Origin of the sequence: Pseudomonas resinovorans NBRC 106553 (assembly GCF_000412695.1) — a bacterium.
In the GTDB taxonomy this organism is placed as follows: Bacteria; Pseudomonadota; Gammaproteobacteria; order Pseudomonadales; family Pseudomonadaceae; genus Metapseudomonas; species Metapseudomonas resinovorans_A.
The window spans coordinates 3,685,267-3,708,820 of the sequence record NC_021499.1; the positions used below are offsets into that span (position 1 = coordinate 3,685,267).

Here is a 23,554-nt window from a genome sequence, read left to right on the forward strand (position 1 = left end):
CTTGCGCGACTCTTTCCACCTCGGGACATTCACGCATCATGCAGGTCAGCAAATCGAACAAGCTCGCCAATGTCTGCTACGACATTCGTGGACCGGTGCTCAAGCACGCCAAACGCCTGGAAGAGGAAGGCCATCGCATCCTCAAGCTGAACATCGGCAACCCGGCGCCGTTCGGTTTCGAAGCCCCGGAGGAAATCCTCCAGGACGTGATCCGCAACCTCCCCACCGCCCAGGGCTACAGCGACTCCAAGGGCCTGTTCAGCGCGCGCAAGGCGGTGATGCAGTACTACCAGCAGAAGCAGGTGGAAGGCATCGGCATCGAGGACATCTACCTCGGCAACGGCGTGTCCGAGCTGATCGTGATGTGCCTGCAGGCGCTGCTCAACAACGGTGACGAAGTGCTGATCCCGGCGCCGGACTATCCGCTCTGGACCGCCTCGGTGAGCCTGGCCGGCGGCAAGCCGGTGCACTACCTGTGCGACGAACAGGCCAACTGGTGGCCGGACCTGGACGACATCAAGGCCAAGATCACCCCGAACACCAAGGCCATGGTGATCATCAACCCGAACAACCCCACCGGCGCCGTGTACTCCAAGGAAGTCCTGGAAGGCATGGTGGAACTGGCGCGCCAGCATAACCTGGTGGTCTTCTCCGACGAGATCTACGACAAGATCCTCTACGACGAAGCCGTGCACATCTCCACCGCCTCCCTGGCGCCGGACGTGCTCTGCCTGACCTTCAACGGCCTGTCCAAGTCCTACCGCGTGGCCGGCTTCCGTTCCGGCTGGGTGGCCATTTCCGGCCCCAAGCAGAAGGCCCAGAGCTACATCGAAGGCATCGACATCCTGGCCAACATGCGCCTGTGCGCCAACGTACCAAGCCAGCACGCCATCCAGACCGCCCTCGGCGGCTACCAGAGCATCAATGACCTGGTGCTGCCCAACGGTCGCCTGCTGGAGCAGCGCAACCGCGCCTGGGAACTGCTCAACGACATCCCCGGCGTCAGCTGCGTCAAGCCCATGGGCGCGCTCTATGCGTTCCCCAGGATCGACCCCAAGGTCTGCCCGATCCACAACGACGAGAAGTTCGTCCTCGACCTGCTGCTGTCAGAAAAGCTGCTGATCGTCCAGGGCACCGCCTTCAACTGGCCGTGGCCGGACCACTTCCGCGTCGTCACCCTGCCCCGCGTGGACGACCTGGAGCAGGCCATCGGACGCATCGGCGGTTTCCTCAAGTCGTATCGCCAGTAACGCCCCCATGGACCTGCAGATCGACGACTTCTACAAGGACTGCGCCACCGGCCTGCTACAGCTGTACCAGGCCTTCCCTCGGCGCATCGCCCTCTATGTGGAAGACCTGATCGGCCCGTCGGAGCCGGACGAGTTCGGTCTGCCCAGCAAACGCCACGAAAGCTGCCTGGGCGCCCTGCTCTGGCTGGCCGACGAAGGCTATCTGCGCTTCGACAGCACCATTCGCTTCGAAGCCCTGGACCAGGCGGTGCTGACCGAAAAGGGTTTCCTGCGCCTGTCCCGCACGCTGCCAGGCGTGCTGGACGGCCGGGAAACACTGCCCGCGAGCATCCTGCGGGTCCGCGCCAGCCTCGCGCAGCAACTGCGCGACGCAATTCGTAACGCTGACAGCGAACACCTCGTACGCGTGACTCGGCTAATCTTCGTGAGCGGTACGGACGCTTCAGACGACATAGTTTGAAATAGTCCCTGGTTGAATACGCCAGGGCTGCCCCTTATATACCCCCGCATACCAAACCGCTTTCCGCCGTGAGGAGACCGTTCCAATCATGATGCGCATTCTGTTGTTCCTGGCCACGAACCTTGCAGTACTGGTGATAGCCAGCATCACCCTGAGATTGCTGGGCGTAGACCGGTTCACCGGCCAGAACTACGGCAGCCTGCTGATTTTCTGTGCGGTGTTCGGCTTTGCCGGCTCCCTGATCTCGCTGTTCATCTCCAAGTGGATGGCGAAGATGAGCACCGGCACCGAAATCATCACCCAGCCGCGCACCCGCCATGAGCAATGGCTGCTGCAGACCGTCGAGCAACTGTCTCGCGACGCCGGCATCAAGATGCCCGAAGTCGGCATCTTCCCGGCTTACGAGGCCAACGCCTTCGCCACCGGCTGGAACAAGAACGACGCGCTGGTAGCCGTGAGCCAGGGCCTGCTGGAGCGCTTCTCCCCCGACGAAGTGAAGGCCGTGCTGGCCCACGAGATCGGCCACGTGGCCAACGGCGACATGGTCACCCTGGCGCTGATCCAGGGCGTGGTGAACACCTTCGTGATGTTCTTCGCGCGCATCTTCGGCAACTTCGTCGACCGCGTGATCCTGAAGAACGAGGAAGGCCCCGGCATCGGCTACTTCATCGCGACCATCTTCGCCGAACTGGTCCTGGGCATCCTCGCCAGCATCATCGTCATGTGGTTCTCCCGCAAACGCGAGTTCAAGGCTGACGAAGCCGGCGCCAACCTGGCCGGCACCAACGCCATGATCGGCGCCCTGCAGCGCCTGCGCGCCGAACAGGGCGTACCGGTGCAGATGCCCGACAGCCTGACCGCCTTCGGCATCAACGGTGGCCTGAAGCACGGCCTCGCCGGCCTGCTGATGACCCACCCGCCGCTGGAAGACCGCATCGAGGCCCTGCGTCGCCGCGGCTGAAACGACTCACACTGACTTGGGCGGCCCTATGGCCGCCCTTTTTTTGGGTTCATCGCGCTTTCCCGGGGAAGGCGGCCTTGATTTTCAGGAAGAAGTAGGCCGAGTCGCGGAAGCCATAGGCCATGCGCTTGATCACCTTGATGCGGTTGTTCACGCCCTCCAGGACACTGGTGTGCAGGGGGAAGCGGGCGCTGGCGAGGATGCCCCGGGCGTACTTGCGCAGGTTGCGGGCAAAGCGTTGCAGCGGCGCGAGGCCGCTGTCCCGGGCGTGCCGCAGCCAGGTACGCCAGCGCCGCCAGCCGTCCTGCACACTGGGGGCGTACCAGATTTCCTTTAATGCATCCTTGAGCACGTAGGCCGTGGCCAGTGGCTGGTTGGCCGCGAGCAATTCCTGCAACTGCACGGCCTGTCCGTCCTTGAGGTTTTCGCGATTGCGCAGCAGCAGCCAGCGGCTCTGCTTGACCACCTTGCGCGCCGGTTTGTCTTCGCGCAGGCGGTTGGCCTGGTCGACCCGGATCCGGTCGATCACGTCCCGGCCGTAGCGCGCCACCATGTGGAACAGGTCGTACACCACCTCGGCCTGCGGGCAATGCCGTTTCACCTCGAGGTCGAAGGCGGTGTTCATGTCCATGGCCACCGCCTCGATCTGCTGGCAGTGCTCCCCGAGCAATTCGAAGAACGGGCGGATCGCCTCACGGCTATTACCGTGGCCGACCCACAACACCCGCGTGCGCTCGGCATCCATGATCACCGTGGCGTAGCGATGGCCCTTGTGCAGGGCGAACTCGTCCATCACCAGCCGCCGCACCTCACCGGGCTCAAAGGTCCCCACGGCCGCCTCGAGGCGGCGCTTGTCGAGCGTCTTGAGGGTGTGCCAGTGCAGGCCGGTGAGGCGGCTGACGTGGCTGATCGGCAGCAGCTGCAGCAAGCCTTCGAGCCAGACCCGCAAGCGCTGGGTCAAGCGGGAGGCCGGCGCCAACCAGTCAATGTGCTCCGTGATGCGCCCGCAGGTGAGGCAGTCGACACGGCGCACGGGCAGCTGGAGCACCACCCGCTGGTCCAGCAAGTCGCGCTCGCGCACCTGACGGATGCGCCGCTCATGGACCAACGGGCAGGGCTGGCGGCAGCGACCACACTCCGGTAGACGCTCGGCTTGGGGCTCCAGGCTGATCAACAGGGTGTGGTGATCGGATTGGCAGCAGGCGACGACGTCGTAGCCTGGCCAGAAAGCGGCAAGATCAATAGGATTCACGGCGGCAGCAGGGAGTGGGGGTTGGTTCGTTTGGCGACTGCCAATCTACCCACTTCCCTGACTGTCAACTCGCTCTTCCCCCTGAATCCGCGAAGAACCTTTTTTTGCCCCATGTATTGCGTGCCGACGGCCGAATCGGTGCGCGCGGCGCACCCTACTTTCGGTGCAGCTGGAAGACCGGCTCGTGCAGGCTGTCCAGCCCGCGTGAAGCGAACTTCCAGTTGTTCTCCAGCACGTCGCAACGCTCCAGCATGTCCACGCTCCAGCCCGGCTCCAGGCGGCGCCGTACCTCGGCCTCCGGCACCGAGAACGGCGGCCCGTCCAGGCGCGCCTGCTCGTAGTCGAGAGTCACCATGAGCCCGTCGCAGGGCTTCGGCAGGATGCGCTCCAGGTGCGCCACGTAGTCGTCGCGCATGGCCGGCGGCAGGGCGATGATCGCCGCGCGGTCGTAGAGCGCCTGGCACTCGGCGACATCGGCGGCGCCAACCGCGAAGAAGTCCCCCTGGAGAATCTCGATGGCGTCTACGGCGTAGCGACGTAGTGCCCCCTGCTGCGACACCTCGGGGCTGAGCCCCTGCTCGGCGAAGAAGTCCTCCACCGCCCGCTCGGCGAGCTCCACCCCCAGCACCCTGTGCCCCTGCGCCGCCAGCCAGACCAGATCCAGGGTCTTGCCGCAGAGCGGCACCAGCACCTGGCTACCCGGCGCCAGCCCAAGCCGCGACCAGTAGCGCTGCAGATAAGGATTGACCTCGCCCTGGTGAAAGCCGATCTGATTCTCCGCCCAACGCACCTGCCAGAATTGCTCGTCCACGAGCCCTCCATCAATTCGATCAAATGGCACAAGAATTTATACTGGAAATCGATATATCCAGCCCGGATGATGCCGGAATCCTACCGGAGGAAATCCGAAATGCTACCCAGCCTCTACATTTCTCACGGCTCCCCCATGCTCGCGTTGGAGCCCGGCGCAAGCGGCCCGGCCCTTGCCACTTTGGCCGCGAGCCTGCCGCGGCCAACGGCGATTCTGGTGGTCTCCGCCCACTGGGAAAGTGATCGCCTGCTGCTCAGCGGCGGCGCCCAGCCGCAGACCTGGCACGACTTCTACGGATTCCCGCCGCCGCTCTACGCCGTGCAGTACCCGGCTCCCGGAGCGCCCGACCTGGCCCGGGAGATCGCCGCCCTGCTGAGCGAGGCCGGGCTTCCCGCCGCCGTGGACGACGAGCGTCCCTTCGACCATGGCACCTGGGTGCCGCTGTCGCTGATGTACCCCGAGGCGGATATCCCGGTACTCCAGCTGTCACTGCCCAGCCGCCTCGGTCCGGCCTTCCAGACCCGCGTCGGCCAGGCCCTGGCCGACCTGCGCCAGCGCGGCATCCTGCTGATCGGCTCCGGCAGCATCACCCACAACCTGGGCGAACTGGACTGGCGCGCCGGCCCCGACGTGGTCACCCCCTGGGCCCTGGAATTCCGCGACTGGATGGTTCAGCACCTGCAGGCCGACGACACCGATGCCCTGCACGACTACCGCCGCCAGGCGCCCCACGCGGCACGCAACCACCCACGGGACGAGCACCTGCTGCCGCTCTACTTCGCCCGTGGCGCCGGCGGCCGCTTCGGCCTGGTGCACAGCGGCTTCACTCTGGGTGCGCTGGGCATGGATATCTATCGGTTCGACTAACTATTCATTCGTGCCTGGGCCACGCAGCGACCCGTTGACCAGGGCAGCCCTTCGGGCTGCTTCGCGATTGAAATCGCTCCTACAGGTGGAGCAGGCCCTGCCCCTTGTGGCACCGCGCTCGTGAAACAAAAAAGCCCCGCAATGCGGGGCTCTTCTGTTTACAGCAGGAAGTATCAGTCTTCGCGGTAGCGACGCAGCTTCAGCTGCTTACCAGCCACGCGAGTGTCCTTCAGCTTGCCCAGCAGGCGGTCGAGGCCTTCTTCCGGCAGCTCGATCAGGCTGAAGGTTTCGCGGATCTGGATGCGACCGATGGCTTCGCGAGCAATGCCACCCTCGTTGAGGATCGCGCCCAGCAGGTTCTTCGCGGCGATGCCGTCGCGAGTACCCAAAGCGGTGCGGCAACGCACGCGGCCTTCGGCCAGCGGCATCGGTGCACGGCGCTCGCGGTACTCACCACGCTCACCACCACGCTCGCCACCATCACGCTCACGACGCTCGCGCGGCTCGCGGGCCTGGAAGCCCGGCACCAGCGGCTGCTCGCGCTCGACATCGGCCAGGTTCAGGGCCTGACCATTGGTAGCCTTCTGCAGCAGGGCCGCGGCCAGGGCGCGCGGGCTGCAACCGATATCGGCAATCAGGCGATCCAGCAGCGAGCCGTAGTTGGCTTCGGCCTCGACCACCAGCGGAGCGATGGCGCTGGTCAGCTTCTTGATGCGCGCGTCCAGCACTTGCTGGGCGTTGGGCAGGCGCACTTCGGCAACCTTCTGACCGGTCACACGCTCGATCACCTGCAGCATGCGGCGCTCACGCGGCGTCACCAGCAGCAGCGCACGGCCATCGCGACCGGCACGGCCGGTACGGCCGATACGGTGTACGTAGGATTCCGGGTCGTAGGGCATATCCACGTTGAACACGTGGGTGATGCGCGGCACATCGATACCACGGGCAGCCACGTCGGTGGCGACCACGATGTCCAGACGACCATCCTTGAGGGACTCGATCACGCGCTCACGCTGGTTCTGGGCGATATCGCCGTTCAGCGCGGCGGCCTTGTAGCCTTTGGCTTCCAGGGCGCTGGCCAGGTCGAGGGTCGCCTGCTTGGTACGCACGAAGGCGATCAGCGCGTCGAATTCCTCGACTTCCAGCAGACGCAGCACAGCACCGGTCTTCTGGTCGGCATGGACCATCAGGTGGGCCTGCTCGATGCGCGCCACGGTCTGGGTCTTGGCGGCGATCTTGACGTGCTGCGGGTTGCGCAGGTGACGCTCGGCGATCGAACGGATCGACGGCGGCAGCGTGGCGGAGAACAGCACGCTCTGGCGGCTTTCCGGCAGGGCTTCGAAGATCACTTCGAGGTCGTCCATGAAGCCGAGCTTGAGCATCTCGTCCGCTTCGTCCAGCACCAGCTGCTGCACGGTGGCGAGCAGCTTGTCATCACGACGCAGGTGGTCGCAGAGACGGCCCGGAGTGGCCACGATCACCTGGGCGCCCTGGCGCAGGGCCTTGAGCTGCGGCCCCATGGGTGCGCCACCGTAAACGGCGACCACACTCAGGCCAGGCATCTGCTTGGCGTAGGTTTCGAAGGCGGTGGCAACTTGCAGTGCGAGCTCGCGGGTCGGTGCCAGGATCAGCGCCTGCGGCTCACGTTTGGCCGGATCGATGCGGGACAGGATCGGCAGCGCGAAGGCTGCGGTCTTGCCGGTACCGGTCTGGGCCTGGCCAATCATGTCGTGACCGGCGAGGATCACCGGAATCGATTGGGCCTGGATGGGGGACGGCTCTTCATAGCCGACCGCCGAGATGGCGGCCAGAACATTGGGATGAAGTCCGAGCGCGGCGAATTCGCCGATTTCCTGGGTCATGGGTCTGCCTCGTGTGCATCCGCAAAGACCCTTGTTCCATGGCTGCACATGCCGTGAAGGACCTTGTGGGTCACCCTGGCAGCCTGGTAGAGAATTTGCGTGATCGCTTTTTTAGGATTGAGATGAAACGTCAAGGATAGTCCGCAGGCCGGACTTGCAGCCGAAGGCAAAATGCCTCGGAGAAAAACGCGTACTTGAACGGAGCCGTCAATTGGCCGGCGCGTATAGTACAGGAAATTTCTTACCAGCGTGCAGCTTTTTCGGTGCGTCATATTCATCGCCGCTGTACGGCGCGAGCCAATGGACAAGGTCCCGTGGCGGGTCTATATCCCACCTGCCTTCCCGCCACTCCCACAGAGGAAAGCCGCCCATGTCCTCCAGTTCCGCCGGCCGTGTCAGTCGTGAAAAGCACGGCCACGTCGTGCTCATCGGTCTCGACCGCAGCCCAAAACGCAATGCATTCGACCAACCCATGCTGGACGACCTGGTACTGGCCCTGGGCGAATACGAACGCGACGACAACCTGCGCTGCGCACTGATCTTCGCCCATGGCGAACACTTCACCGCAGGGCTGGACCTGGCCAGCGTGGGCGATACCTTCCGCCAGGGCTGGCAATTGCCCGCCGGCGCCATCGACCCCTGGGGCACCTTCGGCGGACCGCGCCTGACCAAGCCGCTCATAGTGGCGGCCCAGGGCTACTGCTACACCATCGGCATCGAGCTGATGCTGGCGGCGGATATCAACCTGTGCGCCAGCAACACCCGTTTCGCCCAGATGGAAGTCCAGCGCGGGATCTTCCCCTTCGCCGGCGCCACCCTGCGCCTGCATCAGATCGCCGGCTGGGGCAACGCCATGCGCTGGCTGCTGACGGGCGACGAGTTCGACGCCCACGAAGCCTACCGCCTCGGCCTGGTCCAGGAAGTACTGGCCAGCGAAGACCTGCTCCCCAGGGCCACCTGGCTGGCCGAACGGGTGGCGGCCCAGGCGCCCCTGGGCATCCGCGCGACCCTGGCCTCGGCGCACCAGACCCTCGACGACGGGGAAAAGGCTGCGGCCGCCAACCTGCCCACCGTGGCTCGGCAACTGCTGGACAGCGACGACGCCAAGGAAGGCCTGCGGGCCATGCTGGAAAGGCGCGACGGGCACTTCAAGGGTAAGTAGCCCTGTGGGGGCGAATTCATTCGCCAAGCGGACCGCAGGTCTGCCCTGCAAGGCCAAAGGGGCTGCTACGCAGCCCTTTCCAGAATGAATTCGCTCCCGGCGGCTAGCTCGCCGGCCGCAGCACATCCAGAAGCGACTGCAACGAGTAGCCCAGGCTCGGTGCCAGGGCCTCGGTCTTGCTCTTGAGGGCGTCGAGGTCCAGATGCTGGTCCAGGTCAGCGGGCACCAGCAGCACCACGTTGCCCTCCTTGACCGGTATCTCCCAGTAATGGCGATGGAAGAGCCCCCGCAGCAGTGCGGCGCCCAGGGGCTTGCCGTCATCCCCGGCCCACTGGTTGATCACCAGCCAGCCACCCGGGCTCAGGCGCTTCTGGCAGGCACCAAGGAAGTTCCACGCCAGGTGGCCGACACCCGGCCCATGGTCGGTGTAGAGGTCGACGAAGATCAGGTCCGCCGGCTCGGCGCTGTCCAGCAGCTCCAGCGCGTCGCCGATCCGCACATACAGGCGCGGATCGTCGCTCAGCCCCAGGTATTCCATGGCCAGGCGCGGTACATCGGGGCGCAGCTCGATCACTTCCACGTCTTCCAGCGGCAGGAACTTCAGGCACGCCTGGGTCAGGGTGCCGGCCCCCAGGCCGAGGAACAGCGCATTCTCCGGCGCCGGGTGGCACAACGCCCCCAGCAGCATGGCGCGGGTGTAGTCGTACTCCAGCCAGGCCGGATCGGTGGTGAACACGCAGCTCTGCTCCACCGCCTCGCCGAATTCGAGGATGCGGTAGGGACCGACCTCGTAGACGCGGATCACCCCGAATTCATCGTGCACTTCCGCGAGCAGGCGCTCCTCGGACATTTGCTCAACACTCCTCGAAGGCCGGTGCTGACATTTCGCACCAACCCGGCGCAACACCGGCGCCTATTGCCATTGAAGCCGGAGCGGGTGCTCCCGGCATAATCCCAACCGCGCACCCCGAGGGGGCGAAAACCGCACAAGAATAACAGCGCAGAGGTCGAATCCAGCATGTACGCCATTATCGGCGCAGGTCCCATGGGCCTGTGCAGCGCCCGCCAACTGCAGAAACACGGCATCCCCTTCGTCGGCTTCGAGCTTCACGGCGATGTCGGTGGGCTCTGGGACATCGACAACCCCCACAGCACCATGTACGACTCGGCGCACCTGATCTCCTCCAAAAGCACCACGGAGTTCAGCGAGTTCCCCATGGACGCCGACGTGGCGCCCTACCCGCACCATACCGAAATGCGCCGCTATTTCCGCGACTACGCCCGGCACTTCGATCTCCATCGGCACTACCGCTTCAATACCCGCGTGCTCAAGCTGGAACGCCTGGAGCACGGCTGGAAAGTGATCAGCGAACAGGAAGGCCGCCGCCGCGAAGAACGGTTCGACGGAGTGCTGATCGCCAACGGCACCCTGCACCAACCCAATCGCCCCGCCCTGCCCGGCCACTTCGACGGCGAACTCATGCATTCGGCGGACTACCGTTCCCCGAGCCTGTTCGAGGGCAAGCGCGTGCTGCTGGTAGGTTGCGGCAACTCGGCCTGCGACATCGCCGTCGACGCCGTGCACCGCGCCCGCTCAGTGGACCTGTCGGTACGCCGGGGCTACTACTTCCTGCCCAAGTTCCTGCTCGGCCGCCCCACCGACACCTTCGGCGGCGCCGTCAAGCTGCCGCGCCGGCTCAAGCAACTGGTCGATGGCCTGCTGGTTCGCGTTCTGGTGGGCAAGCCGTCGCAGTACGGCCTGCCCGACCCGGACTACCGCCTGTACGAATCCCACCCGGTGATGAACTCACTGGTCCTGCACCACCTGGGCCATGGCGATATCCGGGCCCGCCGCGACATCAGCGCGATCGACGGCAAGCAGGTGACCTTCAGCGATGGCGAACGCGCCGAGTACGACCTGATTCTCCAGGCCACCGGCTACAAGCTGGACTACCCCTTCATCGCTCGCGCCGAGCTGAACTGGCCCGAGCGCGCCGGGGCGCCGAACCTGTACCTGAACATCTTCCACCCAGAGTACGACGACCTCTTCATGATGGGCATGGTCGAAGCCTCGGGCCTGGGCTGGCAGGGCCGCGCCGAGCAGGCCGAACTGGTGGCCCTGTACATCCGCCAGCAGCAGGCGCGCAGCGCCCAGGCGGCAAGCTTCCGGGCGCTGAAAGCGGAGCGCGCCGGCAAGCGCCTGGACGGCGGCTACGCCTACCTCGAACTGGAACGCATGGCCTACTACGTGCACAAGGACACCTACCGCAGCCAGGTGAAACAACACATCGCCGAACTGCGCCAGGGCCTGGGCAACGCCCCGGAACTGGCCGTCCAGGCCACGCAATGATGCGGGTGGTCCTGATTACCGGCGCCGCCAGCGGCCTCGGCTGGGAACTGGCGCGCGCCTGTCACGCCCGTGGCGACGCCCTGCTGCTCTCCGACCTGGACGCCGCCGGCCTCGCCGCGCGGGTCGCGGAGCTGGGCGAAGAGCGGGTCCTGGGCGTGGCCGGCGACATCACCGTCGGCGAGGTCCAGGGGCAGCTCGTCTCAGCCTGCCGCGCGCGGTTCGGCCGCCTCGACCTGCTGATCAACAACGCCGGCATCACCCATCGTTCGCCCACCGTGCACACCCGCCCGGAAGTGCTGCGCCGGGTGATGGCGGTGGACTATCACGCCCCCCTGGAACTGACCATCGCCAGCCTGCCGCTGCTGCGCGAAAGCCGTGGCCAGGTGATCGCCATCGGCTCCATGGCCGGCTGGATGCCGGTGCTCGGCCGTGCCGGCTACTGCGCGGCCAAGAGCGCCTTGGCCCAGGCGTTCGAAGTGCTGCGCGCGGAGATCGCCCGCGACGGCATCGGCCTGCTGATGGTCTACCCGAGCTTTCTCGACACCCCCATCGAACGCAACGCCCTGGGCGGCGACGGGCGCCCGGCGCAACACCCGCGCTCGACCATCGGCAAGGTGCGCGGCGCCGCCTGGATGGCCGGGCAGATCCTCGGCGGCGCCGACGCCCGCCAGCAGCGCTTGTTCCCCGACCGCGGCAGCTGGCTCGCCAGCCTGCTCTGGCGGCTGGCGCCGGCTTTCTACTACCGGCAGATGTCCCGGCGCTTCGCCGGAGAGCTGGGTTGATGGAGGTCACCTGGCTGGCCCTCGGCGGGTTCATCCTGCTGGCCTACACCCTGGAAGCCATCACCGGCTTCGGCAGCACCGTCGTCGCCTTGTCCCTGGGCGCCCTGCTGCTGCCGATCCACGATCTGCTGCCGGTCCTGGTGCCGCTGAACATTCTCATGAGCGGCTTCCTCGCCTGGCGCCACCGGCGGCTGGTGCAATGGCGCCTACTGCTGGTCACCGTCCTGCCCGGCATGCTGGTGGGCACCTTGTTCGGCTACGGCCTGCGGCCCTGGCTGGAAGAAGGCGCGATGAAACTGGGCTTCGGCGTGCTGATCCTCGGTTTCGCCTTGCGCGAGCTGTTGCGCGGCAAGCCCCGGGGCCACACGCCAGCCTGGATGACTCGCCTGCAGACCGGCGCCGCCGGCATCAGCCACGGCCTGTTCGCCTCAGGCGGCCCGCTGCTGGTGCATGCCCTGGCCGGCACCGCGCTGGACAAGGCGCGCCTGCGCGCCACCCTGCTGTGCGTCTGGTTCGGCCTGAACAGCCTGCTGACCCTGGCCTTCCTGCTCGATGGCAGCCTGGCGCCGGCGCTGCCCCGCATCGCCGTCTATGCGCCGCTGCTCGCCCTGGGCGTGGTGGTGGGCGAATACCTGCACCGGCGCCTGGCCGAGGCGCATTTCCGCACCGCCATCCACCTGCTGCTCGCGCTCTGCGGCATGCTGCTCTGCTACCGCGCCTAGCGCCGGCTCCAGGCCTTTCGGTTACCATGCTTCATCTACCGCAAGCAGCCCTGTCGAGAACCTGATGAGCAGCCAAGAATGGAGCCCTGAAAGCTGGAGGGACAAACCCATCCAGCAACAGCCCGAGTACCCCGACGCCGCCAAGCTGGCCCACGTCGAGCAGACCCTGGCGAGCTACCCGCCGCTGGTCTTCGCCGGCGAAGCGCGCGAGCTGCGCCGCCAGTTCGCCGAGGTCACCGAAGGCCGTGCCTTCCTGCTCCAGGGCGGCGACTGCGCGGAAAGCTTCGTCGAATTCTCCGCCGCGAAGATCCGCGACACCTTCAAGGTGCTGCTGCAGATGGCCATCGTCATGACCTTCGCCGCCGGCTGCCCGGTGGTGAAGGTGGGGCGCATGGCCGGCCAGTTCGCCAAACCGCGTTCATCCGGTAACGAAACCCAGGGCGATATCACCCTTCCCGCCTACCGTGGCGACATCGTCAACGGCATCGGCTTCGACGCCGCCAGCCGCGTGCCGGACCCGGAACGCCTGCTGCAGGCCTACCACCAGGCCACCGCCACCCTCAACCTGCTGCGCGCCTTCGCCCAGGGCGGCTTCGCCGACGTCCACCAGGTGCACCAGTGGAACCTCGACTTCATCGCCAACTCGGCGCTCACCGAGAAGTACAGCCAACTGGCCGGGCGCATCGACGAAGCCCTGGCCTTCATGCGCGCCTGCGGCCTGGACAGCTCGCCGCAGCTGCGCGAAGCCAGCTTCTTCACCGCCCATGAAGCGCTCCTGCTGAACTACGAGCAGGCCTTCGTACGCCGCGACAGCCTCACCGGCGGCTGGTACGACTGCTCGGCGCACATGCTCTGGATCGGCGATCGCACCCGCCAGCTGGATGGCGCCCATGTGGAGTTCCTGCGCGGCGTCGGCAACCCCATCGGGGTCAAGGTCGGACCGAGCATGGACAGTGAAGAGCTGATCCGCCTGATCGACATCCTCAACCCGGACAACGATCCCGGCCGCCTCAACCTGATCGTGCGCATGGGCGCCGAGAAGGTGGGCGAGCACCTGCCGCGCCTGATCCGTACCGTCGAACGCGAAGGCCGCAAGGTGCTGTGGAGTTCCGACCCCATGCACGGCAACACCATCAAGGCCTCCAGCGGCTACAAGACCCGCGACTTCGCCAGCATCCTCGGTGAGGTCAAGCAGTTCTTCGAGGTGCACCAGGCCGAGGGTAGCCACGCCGGCGGCATCCATATCGAGATGACCGGGCAGAACGTCACCGAATGCATCGGCGGCGCCCGCCCCATCACCGAAGACGGCCTCTCCGACCGCTACCACACCCACTGCGACCCGCGCCTGAACGCCGACCAGTCACTGGAGCTGGCCTTCCTGATCGCCGAGACCCTGAAGCAGATCCGCCGCTGATCCGACCTCATTCCCCTGCACACCTCGGAGCAGGTTGGCAAATCGTAGGATGGGTTGAGCGGAGCGATACCCATCACATCGCCGATGGGTATCGCAAGCTCAACCCATCCTACAAACTGGCGAATGAATTCGCCCCCACAAGTGCATTCAGATCATCCCAGGTACGCCTGTAGGCGCAGCGTCCCGGGCCGGCGGCAGGTCACCGCCACCTCCGCCAGGCCCAGCCAGGCCGCCATGCTGCGCAGGTTCTCCGCCAGCGCCTGCATGCCGGCCTCGCTCAATCCGTGCTCTTCCTCGTGCAGGGCATGTACTGCCAGGCGGTCCTGGGCGCGTTCGGCGCGCAGGTCGACGCGGGCGGCCAGGCGCTCGTCATGCAGGAACGGCAGCACGTAGTAGCCGTACTGGCGCTTGTGCTGGGGGGTGTAGATTTCCAGGCGGTAGCGGAAGTCGAACAGGCGCTCGGTGCGCCCCCGCTCCCAGATCAGCGAATCGAAGGGCGACAGCAGCGCGCTGGCGCGCACCTTGCGCGGCACCCTGGGCTCACCCACGCAGTAGGCGGGCTGCTTCCAGCCATTGACCTGCACGGCCTGCAGCGCGCCCTCTTCCACCAGTTCGGCCAGTCGCGCCTGGCTGTCAGCGGTATCCAGGCGGTAGTAATCCCGCAGGTCGCGCTCGGTGGCCACGCCGAGCGCCTGGGCGGCGCGCAGCAGCAACTGGCGTTGAGCCTCGGCTTCGGGCAGTTCGTCCTGGTTCAGCAGATCGGAGGGAATCACCCGTTCCGGCAGGTCGTAGAGGCGCTCGAAGCCACGGCGACCGGCCACCGTCACTTCGCCTGCGGCGAACAGCCATTCCATCGCGTGTTTTTCCGCGCTCCAGTCCCACCAGGGGCCGGCACGCTCCTCCCGCGTGCTCAACGCCCCGGCCCCCAGCGCGCCCTGTTCGCGCACGGCCTGCAGGACCCGCTCGATCACCTCCCGCTGCTCGAAACCGAAACGTGCCAGCTGCTGGTAGATGCCCTGGCCATTGGCCGCCCGGCGCATGCGCCAGCGCATCAGCGGATAGAGCTCCAGCGGCAGCAGCGAAGCCTCGTGGCCCCAGTACTCGAACAGTGCCCGGCGCCGGGGCTTGCCCCAGGCCAGGTCATCCAGCAGTTCGCGGTCGTAGTGGCCCAGACGGGAAAAGGCCGGCAGGTAGTGGGAACGCACCAGGGCGTTCACCGAGTCGATCTGCACCACCCCGAGCGTCCCCAGTTGCGCCAGCAGTTGGCGATGGCGGATAGCGCCACGGGGCGCACGGGCGAAACCCTGGGCGACCAGGGCCAGGCGACGAGCTTCGGGTAGGGAAAGGGTCAGCGTCATGGACTCGGTGCCGGCGGGGGAATGACGCTTCAAAGTAGCATCAGCCCACCTGGCTTTCGCGGTCGAAGGGCGCAAAAGGCACGCTTTGGTCCGGCGCCAGGAAGGACTGGCGGAAGGTGAAGGCCGCCGGCGTAGGACCCTGTTCACGCAGCATGGCCAGCCTGGCGGCCGCCTCCTGCACATCCGGCCGGTGACCGCGGGGCACCCACCAGAACACCATGTGCGCCTGGCCGTCGCGGGTGAACCATTCATTACGGCGCTTGAGCATGTCCGCATGGGCAGACCGGTAGACGTACTCGCGCAGCGCCTCGACGCTCTGCCAGACCGAGAGGTTGACCAGCACCTCGTCGCCGAACGGGCGAATCGCCGTGGCATCGCCCGCTTCGTCCTGCAAACGCCAGACGAATCCCGGCGAGGCTTCGGCCAGGGCGTTGATGCGCTCGAGGTTGGCGACGAAATCGGCCATCGCCGGGGAATCCAGCGGCGCCTGCATCACGGCGATGTTCAATTGCGCCAGTTCGTGGGTATTCGACATGGTTCCCTTCCTTTGCGTCCATTCATCAAAAGTGCGGCCCGCCTGGGCTTCATCGCCGGCGGGCCGCCTGCCTGCGTCACTTCTTCAGCGGGTCTTCCCAGAAGTGTCGCTCGCTCTCCTCCATCACATCGCCACGGGACAGGCCGATGTCCTTGAGCATCTCATCGCTCATCCGGGCGAGTTGCTCGCGCTCGTAGGCCAGTTGCTCCCAGCGCCTGATCGTGTGCCAGGCGGCGGCGAGCCAGCTTGCGTGATGCTCGGAATGAGCCTGGTGCGAAGTACCGATAAAGCCTTGTTGACCTTTCATCTTGTAGCCCTCCCAGTGGGGTTGGCGCCAGTTTCCGTCCGGGACTAAGATCAATCCAACGAATGTTTCTTATGCATTGCATCTCAGGATTTGATGAATGAACTACCCAGCCATCGATACCGAACTGCTGCGCACCTTCGTCGCCATCGCCGACTACGGCGGTTTCACCCGCGCCGCCGAAGTGGTCAACCGCACCCAGTCGGCCGTGAGCATGCAAATGAAGCGGCTGGAAGAAGACGTGCTGCAGCGTTCGGTGTTCGAGCGCGACGGCCGCCAGGTCAGGCTCACCGCCGAAGGGCAGATCCTGCTGGGTTACGCCCGACGGATACTCAAGCTGCATGGGGAAGTGATGAACACCCTGCGCGAGCCGCACATGGTGGGGTCGGTGCGCATCGGCACGCCGGACGACTATGTGATGCGCTTCCTGCCGGGCATCCTCTCGCGCTTCGCCCAGGCCTATCCCCTGGTGCAGGTGGAGGTGCATTGCGAATCGAGTGCCCAGCTGCTGCAACGCCAGGACCTGGACCTCTCCATCGTCACCCGCATGCCGGGACATGAGATCGGCGAGCTGCTGCGCCAGGAGCACTTCGTCTGGGCCGAGGCCGTGGGCTTCAACCCCCACGAGCAGACGCCCCTGCCGCTGGCCATGTTCAACAGCGACTGTTTCTGCCGCGCCTGGGCCTGCAACGCCCTCGACGCCATGGGCCGCGAGTACCGGGTCGCCTACACCAGCCCCAGCCTCTCGGCGCTCATGGCGGTGGTCTCGGCGGGCCTCGCGGTAACCGCGCAGCTGCAGAGCCTGATCACCCCCGACCTGCGCATTCTCGGCGAGGCCGAAGGTCTGCCCCAGCTGCCCCTGAGCAACATCATGCTGCTGCGCAACGAGCGCCATCAGTCGCCGGTGACCGATACCCTGGCCGAGCACATCATCGAAGGCTTCCGCGCCTGACCCTCACTTGACCGCCAGCAGCACCGCGCAGAGCAACAGGAAGGCGCAGAACATCGAGCGCAGCACCCGCTCCGGCAGGGCATGGGCCAGGCGTACTCCCCAGCTGATGCTGAGCAGGCCACCCAGCGCAAGCGGCACGCCCATGGCCCAGTTCACGTGGCCATGCAGGCCGTAGGTCGCCAGGGTCACCGCCGTACTCGGTGCCGCCAGCGCCAGGGAGAGTCCCTGGGCCACCACCTGGCTGGTACCGAACACGCTGGTCAGTACCGGCGTGGCGATCACCGCGCCGCCCACACCGAACAGGCCACCCGCGGCCCCCGCCACGCCACCCAGCACCCCCAGCCAGGGCCAGGGCTGGCGCAGTTCGGCGCTGGCCCGGGCCTTGGCCATGAACATCCGCGCCAGGTTGTAGGCCGCCAGCGCCAGCAGGAAGCCGATGAAGGCCAGGCGCATGCTTTCCGCGTTCACCCGTACGGCGAAGAGCGAGGTCAACCAGGCGCACGCGAAGCTGGTCACCGCCAGCAGCAACGCATGACGCGGATCGATGCGGTTGCGCTGGTGGTAGCGCCAGAGCGCCAGCAGCACGTTGGGCACCACCATCACCAGGGCCGTCCCCTGGGCCAGTTGCTGGTCCAGCCCGAAGAGCACGCCCAGGGCGGGGATGGCGATCAGTCCGCCACCGATGCCGAACAACCCGCCCAGGGTGCCGAGCAGTGCGCCCAGCACGATATTCATCACCACAACCAGCAGATCCATGACGCCTCCCAATCAGATGGGCGGATGCTACCCCCGCTTCGTTGCCTCGGAAACGCACAGCAGCGCACAATGGCTTTGCGTAACTCGCACAGGCAATCAAATGAACCCCGACGCGCTTACCGAACAACTGGCCCTTTTCCTCGACGTCCTGGAGGCCGGCAGCTTCTCCGCCGCCGCCCGCCGTCATCCGTTGACGCCATCGGCGGTGGCGCGGCGCATCGACGCCCTGGAAAAGGCCCTGGGTAGCAGCCTGTTCGTCCGCAGCACCCACGCGGTCAGGGCCACCCCGGCGGGCCTGGCGTTTGCCGAGCGGGCCAAGCGGGTACTCGCGGAACTGCGCCTGGCCCGCGCCGAGGCCGTGTCCCTCAGCAGCGCGCCGGAGGGCCTGATCCGCATCGACGCCCCCGCGCCGTTCGGTCGCCGCCACCTGGCACCGGCCATCGCCGAGTTCCTCCGCACCTATCCGGGCCTGGACGTGCAGTTGCGACTGATCGACAGCTTCATCGACATGCAGGGGGAAAACCTCGGCCAGGTCGACCTGGTGCTGCGCATCGGCCCGCTGGCCGATACCCGCCTGGTCGCCACGCCACTGGCGCCTTTGGTCCGCGTACTCTGCGCCAGCCCCGACTACCTGCGCCGGCGCGGCATTCCCCGCGATCCACGGGAACTGCCGGAGCACGACGGCCTGGACTGGGACGCCCTGGCCCCGCCCTATGCCTGGCGCTTCGAAGTGGAAGGCAAGTTGCAGCAGATTCGACCGGGGCGGATGCGCATGACCGCCAACAATGCCGAGGCGCTGCTGTTCAGCGCCCTGGCGGGGCTCGGGATCGCCCACCTGCCGACCTGGCTGATCGGCGAATACCTGGTACGGGGTGAGTTGCAGCCGCTGTTCTGCGAAAACGGCCTGCCCGCGCCCGAACCCAGCGGGATCTATGCCCTGCGTCTGGAGGGAGAAGCCAGCTCGCGGAGCCGGCTGCTCATGGAGTTTCTCAAGCGCCGCTTCGGCCCGACCCCACCCTGGGACCTGGCCCTCGCCGACCTGGGCCGCGGCTGATCAGCGCGGCACCAGCACCACCCGGGTCCCGGCCAGCAGGTCGTGCAGGCAACGGCGATCGGCGCGGAAGATGAACAGGTAGTTCACCAGCAGGATCAGCCCACCCACCAGCGGCACATAGGCCAGCAGCCACCAGACCAGGTAGCGCTTGAGCAGCACGTTGCCCAGGTCGGGGACATGGCCGTTCAGGTCGACGATGGCGATTTTCAGCAGCCGCTTGCCCACCGTCTGACCGTAGTTCTTCAGCAGGCGGCCGTTGACGATGATGAACGCCACCAAGCCCACCACGAAGCTCACCAGTTGCACACCCAGGCTGGGCGCGGTGCCTTCGGCGAGCGCCGAGTAGGTGCCGGTGAAGAAGGCCACCAGCACCGTCACCAGGCTCATGATCAGGCCATCGATCAGCACCGCGCCAAGGCGTACCCAACGGGAAGCGAGCACGAGCTCCGCCGTGCCATCGGCCGTGAGTTCCGCCTGAGGCGCCTGGTAGGGGTTTTGCAGATTGTCCATGGGGCAGCCCTTGCAGTGATTGACCCGACAAGTGTGGCCCGTGGCCGGGGCAACGCAAGAATCCCCTCCGCGGCCATGGGCAAAATGAATTTTGCCCACGAAAGGCTTGCGCGCTAAATTAGTCACCATCACTGCCCCTGGAGACCACCATGTCCAACGCACCCTGCAAGGAGCTGCTGCTCGACAACCAGCTCTGCTTCGCCCTCTATTCCACCTCCCTGATGATGACCAAGGTCTACAAGCCCCTGCTCCAGGAACTCGGCCTGACCTACCCGCAATACCTCGCCATGATGGTGCTCTGGGAGGGCGACGGCATCACCGTGGGCGAAATCAGCAACCGCCTGCTTACCGACCCCGGTTCCGTCACGCCCCTGCTCAAACGCCTGGAAACCGAAGGCCTGATCACCCGCACCCGCAGCAGCAAGGATGAGCGCGTGGTGGAACTGCGCCTCACCGAGCAGGGCCGCGCCCTCCAGGAAAAGGCCAAGGTCGTGCCCGCTTGCATCGTTGCCGCCACCGAGCGCAACACGGAGCAGCTGGGCCAACTGAAGGACGAGCTGGTATCCCTGCGCGGGAGCCTGGGCAAGGCCGTCTGACGGCCTTATTCGCAAAAGATCGAGGCGTTATTCCAACGTCTTCCAACAAATACCTTGCGCACTAAATAAATCCCGATTAACTTCTGCCTCACGCACTTACTTAGCGCGCAAGATTTTAGCCATCTAATCAAATCAAATCAAATCGGGAATACAACCATGAAATCGATCAGCACCCTCGTCGCCGGCAGCCTTCTCGCCCTTTCCGTCAGCCATGCCTTCGCAGCGGGTGGTCCCGGTGTGGAACGCAACACCCAGGCCTTCCTCGAAGCCCTGGCCGCGGGCGGCGGCAAGCCCCTGGAGACCCTGGTGCCCAAGGACGCCCGTGCCGTGCTGGTCGGCGCCCAGGCCAGCGTGAAGCTGGAGCTGCCGAAGGCCGATGTCAGCCAGAAGACCATCGAGGCCAACGGCCAGAAGATCGACCTGACCATCGTCCGCCCCGCTGGCGCGAACGGCATCCTGCCGGTCTTCATGTTCTTCCACGGCGGCGGTTGGGTGCTGGGCGACTACCCCACCCATGAGCGCCTGATCCGCGACCTGGTGGCCGAGTCCGGCGCGGTGGCGGTGTACGTCAACTACACGCCCTCCCCCGAAGCGAAGTATCCGACCGCCATCAACCAGGCCTACGCCGCCACCCAATGGGTAGCCGAGCATGGCAAGGAGATCGGCGTGGATGGCAAGCGCCTGGCGGTGGCCGGCAACAGCGTCGGCGGCAACATGGCCGCGGTGGTCGCGCTGATGGCCAAGGACAAGGGCACGCCCAAGCTGCGCTTCCAGGCCCTGCTCTGGCCGGTGACCGACGCGAACTTCAACAACGCGTCCTACAACCAGTTCGAGAACGGCCACTTCCTCACCCGCAACATGATGAAGTGGTTCTGGGACAGCTACACCACCGACCCGCGCCAGCGCGCGGAGATCTACGCCTCGCCGCTGCAGGCATCGCTGGAGCAACTGAAGGGGCTGCCGCCGGCCCTGGTGCAGACCGCCGAGTTCGACGTGCTGCGTGACGAAGGCGAAGCCTACGCCCGCAAACTGGATGCCGCCGGCGTGGAGGTCACCTCGGTGCGCTACAACGGCATGATCCACGACTTCGGCCTGCTCAACGTGCTGGCCAAGGTCCCGGGCACCCGCGCCGCCATGCAGCAGGCCGGCGAGGCACTGAAGGCACATCTGAAATAACGAACGACGGAAATGAAAAAGCCCCGCAATTGCGGGGCTTTTTCCGTCTCGCTAAAAGGCTCAGGCCTTGACGCGGGACTTGTACTCGCCGGTGCGGGTATCGATCTCGATGGAATCACCGATTTCGCAGAAGGCGGATACTTGCAGCTCGGAGCCGTTGGCCAGGCGAGCGGTCTTCATCACTTTGCCGGAGGTGTCGCCACGGACGGACGGCTCGGTGTAGACGATTTCGCGAACGATGGTGGTCGGCAGTTCGACGGAGATCACGCGATCGTTGTAGAACACGGCTTCGCAGACGTCGGTCATGCCGTCTTCGATGAAGGCCATGACGCCTTCCAGATCGGCTTTCTCGATCTCGTACTGGTTGAACTCGGTGTCCATGAACACGTACAGCGGGTCCGCGAAGTAGGAGTAGGTTACTTCCTTGCGTTCGAGGATGATCGGCTCCAGCTTGTCGTCGGCCTTGAACACGGTCTCGGTGCCGGCGCCGGTCAGCAGGTTCTTCAGCTTCATCTTCACGACGGCGCTGTTACGGCCGGATTTGTTGAACTCGGCTTTCTGGATGACCCAGGGGGCGCCATTGATGTTGGCTACCTGGCCAGCGCGGAACTCTTGAGCGGTTTTCATACGAATATCCGATGTGGATGAGTGACAAAAAACAGGCCGCATATCATATCTAATTTGTACAAAACTGCACCAGACCTGTCGCGAGGTCGGAACGCGCACCCTGAACCAGGCTCCAACGCCTGGCCTGGCGCTGGATTTCCGGCCAGTTTTCCAGCAACGCAGCCCAGGCCTCCGGCATGCCCTCGCCACGGTTCCAGGCACGCCAGCTCTCACTCAAGGCGGCCGCCGCCTCCGCTGGGACGTCACGGCAATAGACCTTGAGGAAGGCCTCCAGCTTCTCCCAGTGGGCGCCCTCTTCCTGCTGGTAGATGTGCCAGAGCAGCGGCCGGCCGGCCCATTGGGCACGGATGAACGAGTCCTCGCCGCGTACCGCGTTGAAGTCGCAGCACCAGAGCAGGCGGTCGTAATCGTCCTGGCTGACGAACGGCAGGACGTCGATGACAAGGTTGCCACGCTGCCGGCTCGCCCCGGCGCCAAGCTGTTCTTCCCCCAGCCAGCGGGCCAGGTCCGCCAGCACCCGCCCGACGGGCACCAGCAACTGCACCGGTTGCGAGCCGGCCGCCAGGGCATCCAGCCAACCGGCCAGCGCGGCGTTCTCGTAGGCGAACAGCGAAATCAGCAATGCATCTTCCCGGGGGGCCACGCCCAGTTCCCGGAGAAAGGCCCGTCGCGCCTGCGGATCGGCCTGGAAGGCGTCGCGTCGTTCCAGCAACCCGGCTTCGCGCAGCAGGCCGCCGGTGCCCTCGACAAAACCGGGGAAATAGAAGCTCTTCTGCAGGCCGTTGGGCTGGAAGGACGGCAAGCCGTGGCAACCCGCCACCCAGTCCTCGGCGCTGAGGTACTCGAGGTTCAGCCAGCGGGGCTGGTCGCGCCTCGCAGCCATGGCCTCGAGGTATTGCGCGGGCAACTGGCAGGCGAAGGCCTCGATCACCACATCCGCCGGCTCCACCGGCTGCCAGTCCTGGCGCCAATGGCGGATTTCCACGCCCTGCTGCCATTGGCTCTGCGCCTTGGGGTCGGCCTGGGGACAGAGCGGCGCGAACACCGCCGGCTCATCCACCCACAGGCGCACATCCTGGCCGTGCTCGGCCACCAGCTGACGCGCCAGGCGCCAGGTCACGCCTATGTCGCCAAAGTTATCGACGACGTTGCAGAAGATGTCCCACTTCACAATGTGCTTTCCGGGAGAAAAGAACGCAGTTTAACCAAGACGCCGGGCGCACAAACAAAATGCCCGCCATGAAGGCGGGCCAAGGGAGCATGGAGCAGAACAGGGGAAGCGAAAAACGCGGAACTCAGGCCAGCAGGCTATGGGGACCGCGCTGGCGGCGCGCCATTTCCAGCAGCCAGATCGCCTTGCTGGCGCCAGCCGCGTCAAGGGAGGTGAAGGGGCCGGAGCGCATCACGCCGTCCACCACCACGAACCAGCAGGCTATGTGGCCATCGGCCCGGAGGCGTTCCGGAACCGCAGTACCAACCAGGGACATGACATCAACGTGGGACATGACACACCTCCATCGCTTTGCATGGTGTAAATGCTATGGGTTCGGTGCGTTCGATAGAAATCAGTTGCTTTGATAGTGGCTATCCATTTCAACAATTGGCCCTCCCCTGGCGACTTTGCGCACAAGCCGCTCTGGGCCTCGCCGGAAGAGCCCCCTGCCCGCTCGCGCGGCCAGGGGGCAATCAAAGGCAGGTCGGTTTCAGCCCAAGGGCGGCCCGGTGGCCCAGGGTCCCCACCACCTGTCACAGGTTCGCCACACCGCATCGCGACATGCGGCGCCAGCGGCATC

25 protein-coding genes are annotated in these 23,554 nt (G+C 65.8%); 13 read left to right on the top strand and 12 right to left on the bottom strand.

Annotated features, from left to right (window positions below; all coding sequences use genetic code 11):
* Window positions 1–38: 38 nt before the first annotated feature.
* From PCA10_RS16560 to htpX, 3 genes are all read left to right on the top strand, one after another.
* Window positions 39–1,250, top strand: a complete 1,212-nt coding sequence (locus tag PCA10_RS16560; RefSeq protein ID WP_016493216.1) for a pyridoxal phosphate-dependent aminotransferase — start codon at window positions 39–41, stop codon at window positions 1,248–1,250.
* A gap of 7 nt (window positions 1,251–1,257) precedes the next feature.
* A complete protein-coding gene (locus PCA10_RS16565; protein ID WP_016493217.1) occupies window positions 1,258–1,710 on the top strand; it encodes a hypothetical protein in 453 nt (150 codons plus the stop codon).
* An 88-nt stretch (window positions 1,711–1,798) separates the two neighbouring features.
* The gene (gene htpX / locus PCA10_RS16570; protein ID WP_016493218.1) at window positions 1,799–2,671 is read left to right on the top strand and encodes a protease HtpX; all 873 of its coding nucleotides are present in this window, start codon (window positions 1,799–1,801) and stop codon (window positions 2,669–2,671) included.
* A gap of 49 nt (window positions 2,672–2,720) precedes the next feature.
* Here the strand turns inward: htpX and PCA10_RS16575 are convergent, their stop codons facing one another.
* Both PCA10_RS16575 and PCA10_RS16580 read right to left on the bottom strand, forming a co-directional pair.
* On the bottom strand, window positions 2,721–3,923 hold the full coding sequence (locus PCA10_RS16575; RefSeq protein WP_016493219.1) for an ISL3 family transposase: 1,203 nt from the start codon (window positions 3,921–3,923) through the stop codon (window positions 2,721–2,723).
* 154 nt (window positions 3,924–4,077) lie between these two features.
* Window positions 4,078–4,734 carry a thiopurine S-methyltransferase gene (locus PCA10_RS16580; protein ID WP_016493220.1) on the bottom strand — a complete coding sequence of 219 codons (657 nt, stop codon included), beginning with the start codon at window positions 4,732–4,734 and terminating at the stop codon, window positions 4,078–4,080.
* A gap of 99 nt (window positions 4,735–4,833) precedes the next feature.
* Here PCA10_RS16580 and PCA10_RS16585 point away from each other — a divergent pair, with 99 nt between their 5' ends.
* Window positions 4,834–5,601: a DODA-type extradiol aromatic ring-opening family dioxygenase gene (locus PCA10_RS16585; protein ID WP_016493221.1), complete on the top strand. Its 768-nt coding sequence runs from the start codon at window positions 4,834–4,836 to the stop codon at window positions 5,599–5,601.
* A 173-nt stretch (window positions 5,602–5,774) separates the two neighbouring features.
* Here PCA10_RS16585 and PCA10_RS16590 read toward each other — a convergent pair whose 3' ends face one another.
* Window positions 5,775–7,463 (bottom strand): DEAD/DEAH box helicase, encoded by a 1,689-nt coding sequence (locus PCA10_RS16590; RefSeq protein WP_016493222.1) that lies wholly within the window; start codon window positions 7,461–7,463, stop codon window positions 5,775–5,777.
* Window positions 7,464–7,833: 370 nt separating this feature from the next.
* Here PCA10_RS16590 and PCA10_RS16595 point away from each other — a divergent pair, with 370 nt between their 5' ends.
* Window positions 7,834–8,625 carry a crotonase/enoyl-CoA hydratase family protein gene (locus PCA10_RS16595; protein ID WP_016493223.1) on the top strand — a complete coding sequence of 264 codons (792 nt, stop codon included), beginning with the start codon at window positions 7,834–7,836 and terminating at the stop codon, window positions 8,623–8,625.
* A gap of 103 nt (window positions 8,626–8,728) precedes the next feature.
* On the opposite strand, the gene PCA10_RS16600 is transcribed toward PCA10_RS16595, so the two are convergent.
* Window positions 8,729–9,475: a spermidine synthase gene (locus PCA10_RS16600; protein ID WP_016493224.1), complete on the bottom strand. Its 747-nt coding sequence runs from the start codon at window positions 9,473–9,475 to the stop codon at window positions 8,729–8,731.
* Between the two features lie 168 nt (window positions 9,476–9,643).
* Between PCA10_RS16600 and PCA10_RS16605 the strand changes: the two genes are divergently transcribed.
* The 4 genes from PCA10_RS16605 (at window position 9,644) to PCA10_RS16620 (ending at window position 13,893) form a co-directional block, all read left to right on the top strand.
* Window positions 9,644–10,975 (top strand): flavin-containing monooxygenase, encoded by a 1,332-nt coding sequence (locus PCA10_RS16605; protein WP_016493225.1) that lies wholly within the window; start codon window positions 9,644–9,646, stop codon window positions 10,973–10,975.
* Window positions 10,975–11,757, top strand: a complete 783-nt coding sequence (locus PCA10_RS16610) for an SDR family NAD(P)-dependent oxidoreductase (RefSeq protein WP_016493226.1) — start codon at window positions 10,975–10,977, stop codon at window positions 11,755–11,757. The genes PCA10_RS16605 and PCA10_RS16610 overlap by 1 nt, the downstream gene beginning before the upstream one ends.
* Window positions 11,757–12,479, top strand: a complete 723-nt coding sequence (locus PCA10_RS16615) for a sulfite exporter TauE/SafE family protein (protein ID WP_016493227.1) — start codon at window positions 11,757–11,759, stop codon at window positions 12,477–12,479. Before PCA10_RS16610 ends, PCA10_RS16615 begins: the two co-directional genes overlap by 1 nt.
* A 64-nt stretch (window positions 12,480–12,543) precedes the next feature.
* Complete coding sequence (locus PCA10_RS16620) at window positions 12,544–13,893, top strand: class II 3-deoxy-7-phosphoheptulonate synthase (protein ID WP_016493228.1); 1,350 nt, start codon at window positions 12,544–12,546, stop codon at window positions 13,891–13,893.
* Window positions 13,894–14,045: 152 nt separating this feature from the next.
* Here PCA10_RS16620 and PCA10_RS16625 read toward each other — a convergent pair whose 3' ends face one another.
* The 3 genes from PCA10_RS16625 to PCA10_RS16635 all read right to left on the bottom strand — a co-directional run bounded on the left by PCA10_RS16625 (window position 14,046) and on the right by PCA10_RS16635 (window position 16,093).
* Complete coding sequence (locus tag PCA10_RS16625; protein WP_016493229.1) at window positions 14,046–15,251, bottom strand: winged helix-turn-helix domain-containing protein; 1,206 nt, start codon at window positions 15,249–15,251, stop codon at window positions 14,046–14,048.
* 40 nt (window positions 15,252–15,291) lie between these two features.
* Window positions 15,292–15,786, bottom strand: a complete 495-nt coding sequence (locus PCA10_RS16630; protein ID WP_016493230.1) for a DUF3291 domain-containing protein — start codon at window positions 15,784–15,786, stop codon at window positions 15,292–15,294.
* Between the two features lie 76 nt (window positions 15,787–15,862).
* Window positions 15,863–16,093 carry a DUF1127 domain-containing protein gene (locus tag PCA10_RS16635; RefSeq protein WP_016493231.1) on the bottom strand — a complete coding sequence of 77 codons (231 nt, stop codon included), beginning with the start codon at window positions 16,091–16,093 and terminating at the stop codon, window positions 15,863–15,865.
* A gap of 97 nt (window positions 16,094–16,190) precedes the next feature.
* On the opposite strand from PCA10_RS16635, the gene PCA10_RS16640 reads away from it, so the two are divergent.
* Entirely contained in the window at window positions 16,191–17,042 is an 852-nt protein-coding gene (locus tag PCA10_RS16640) for a LysR substrate-binding domain-containing protein (RefSeq protein WP_016493232.1), read from the top strand.
* A 3-nt stretch (window positions 17,043–17,045) separates the two neighbouring features.
* Here the strand turns inward: PCA10_RS16640 and PCA10_RS16645 are convergent, their stop codons facing one another.
* On the bottom strand, window positions 17,046–17,798 hold the full coding sequence (locus PCA10_RS16645; RefSeq protein WP_016493233.1) for a sulfite exporter TauE/SafE family protein: 753 nt from the start codon (window positions 17,796–17,798) through the stop codon (window positions 17,046–17,048).
* A 100-nt stretch (window positions 17,799–17,898) separates the two neighbouring features.
* Between PCA10_RS16645 and PCA10_RS16650 the strand changes: the two genes are divergently transcribed.
* Window positions 17,899–18,852: a LysR family transcriptional regulator gene (locus PCA10_RS16650; protein WP_016493234.1), complete on the top strand. Its 954-nt coding sequence runs from the start codon at window positions 17,899–17,901 to the stop codon at window positions 18,850–18,852.
* Here PCA10_RS16650 and PCA10_RS16655 read toward each other — a convergent pair whose 3' ends face one another.
* Window positions 18,853–19,362 (bottom strand): RDD family protein, encoded by a 510-nt coding sequence (locus PCA10_RS16655; RefSeq protein ID WP_016493235.1) that lies wholly within the window; start codon window positions 19,360–19,362, stop codon window positions 18,853–18,855.
* Between the two features lie 149 nt (window positions 19,363–19,511).
* Between PCA10_RS16655 and PCA10_RS16660 the strand changes: the two genes are divergently transcribed.
* Together PCA10_RS16660 and PCA10_RS16665 are read left to right on the top strand one after the other, a co-directional pair.
* Entirely contained in the window at window positions 19,512–19,958 is a 447-nt protein-coding gene (locus PCA10_RS16660) for a MarR family winged helix-turn-helix transcriptional regulator (RefSeq protein ID WP_016493236.1), read from the top strand.
* Window positions 19,959–20,114: 156 nt separating this feature from the next.
* Window positions 20,115–21,134: an alpha/beta hydrolase gene (locus PCA10_RS16665; RefSeq protein ID WP_016493237.1), complete on the top strand. Its 1,020-nt coding sequence runs from the start codon at window positions 20,115–20,117 to the stop codon at window positions 21,132–21,134.
* 60 nt (window positions 21,135–21,194) lie between these two features.
* On the opposite strand, the gene efp is transcribed toward PCA10_RS16665, so the two are convergent.
* From efp to PCA10_RS16680, 3 genes are all read right to left on the bottom strand, one after another.
* Complete coding sequence (efp, locus tag PCA10_RS16670; RefSeq protein WP_016493238.1) at window positions 21,195–21,761, bottom strand: elongation factor P; 567 nt, start codon at window positions 21,759–21,761, stop codon at window positions 21,195–21,197.
* Window positions 21,762–21,810: 49 nt separating this feature from the next.
* A complete protein-coding gene (gene earP / locus PCA10_RS16675) occupies window positions 21,811–22,935 on the bottom strand; it encodes an elongation factor P maturation arginine rhamnosyltransferase EarP (protein WP_041770312.1) in 1,125 nt (374 codons plus the stop codon).
* A gap of 121 nt (window positions 22,936–23,056) precedes the next feature.
* Window positions 23,057–23,266: a hypothetical protein gene (locus PCA10_RS16680; protein ID WP_016493240.1), complete on the bottom strand. Its 210-nt coding sequence runs from the start codon at window positions 23,264–23,266 to the stop codon at window positions 23,057–23,059.
* Window positions 23,267–23,554: the final 288 nt, after the last annotated feature.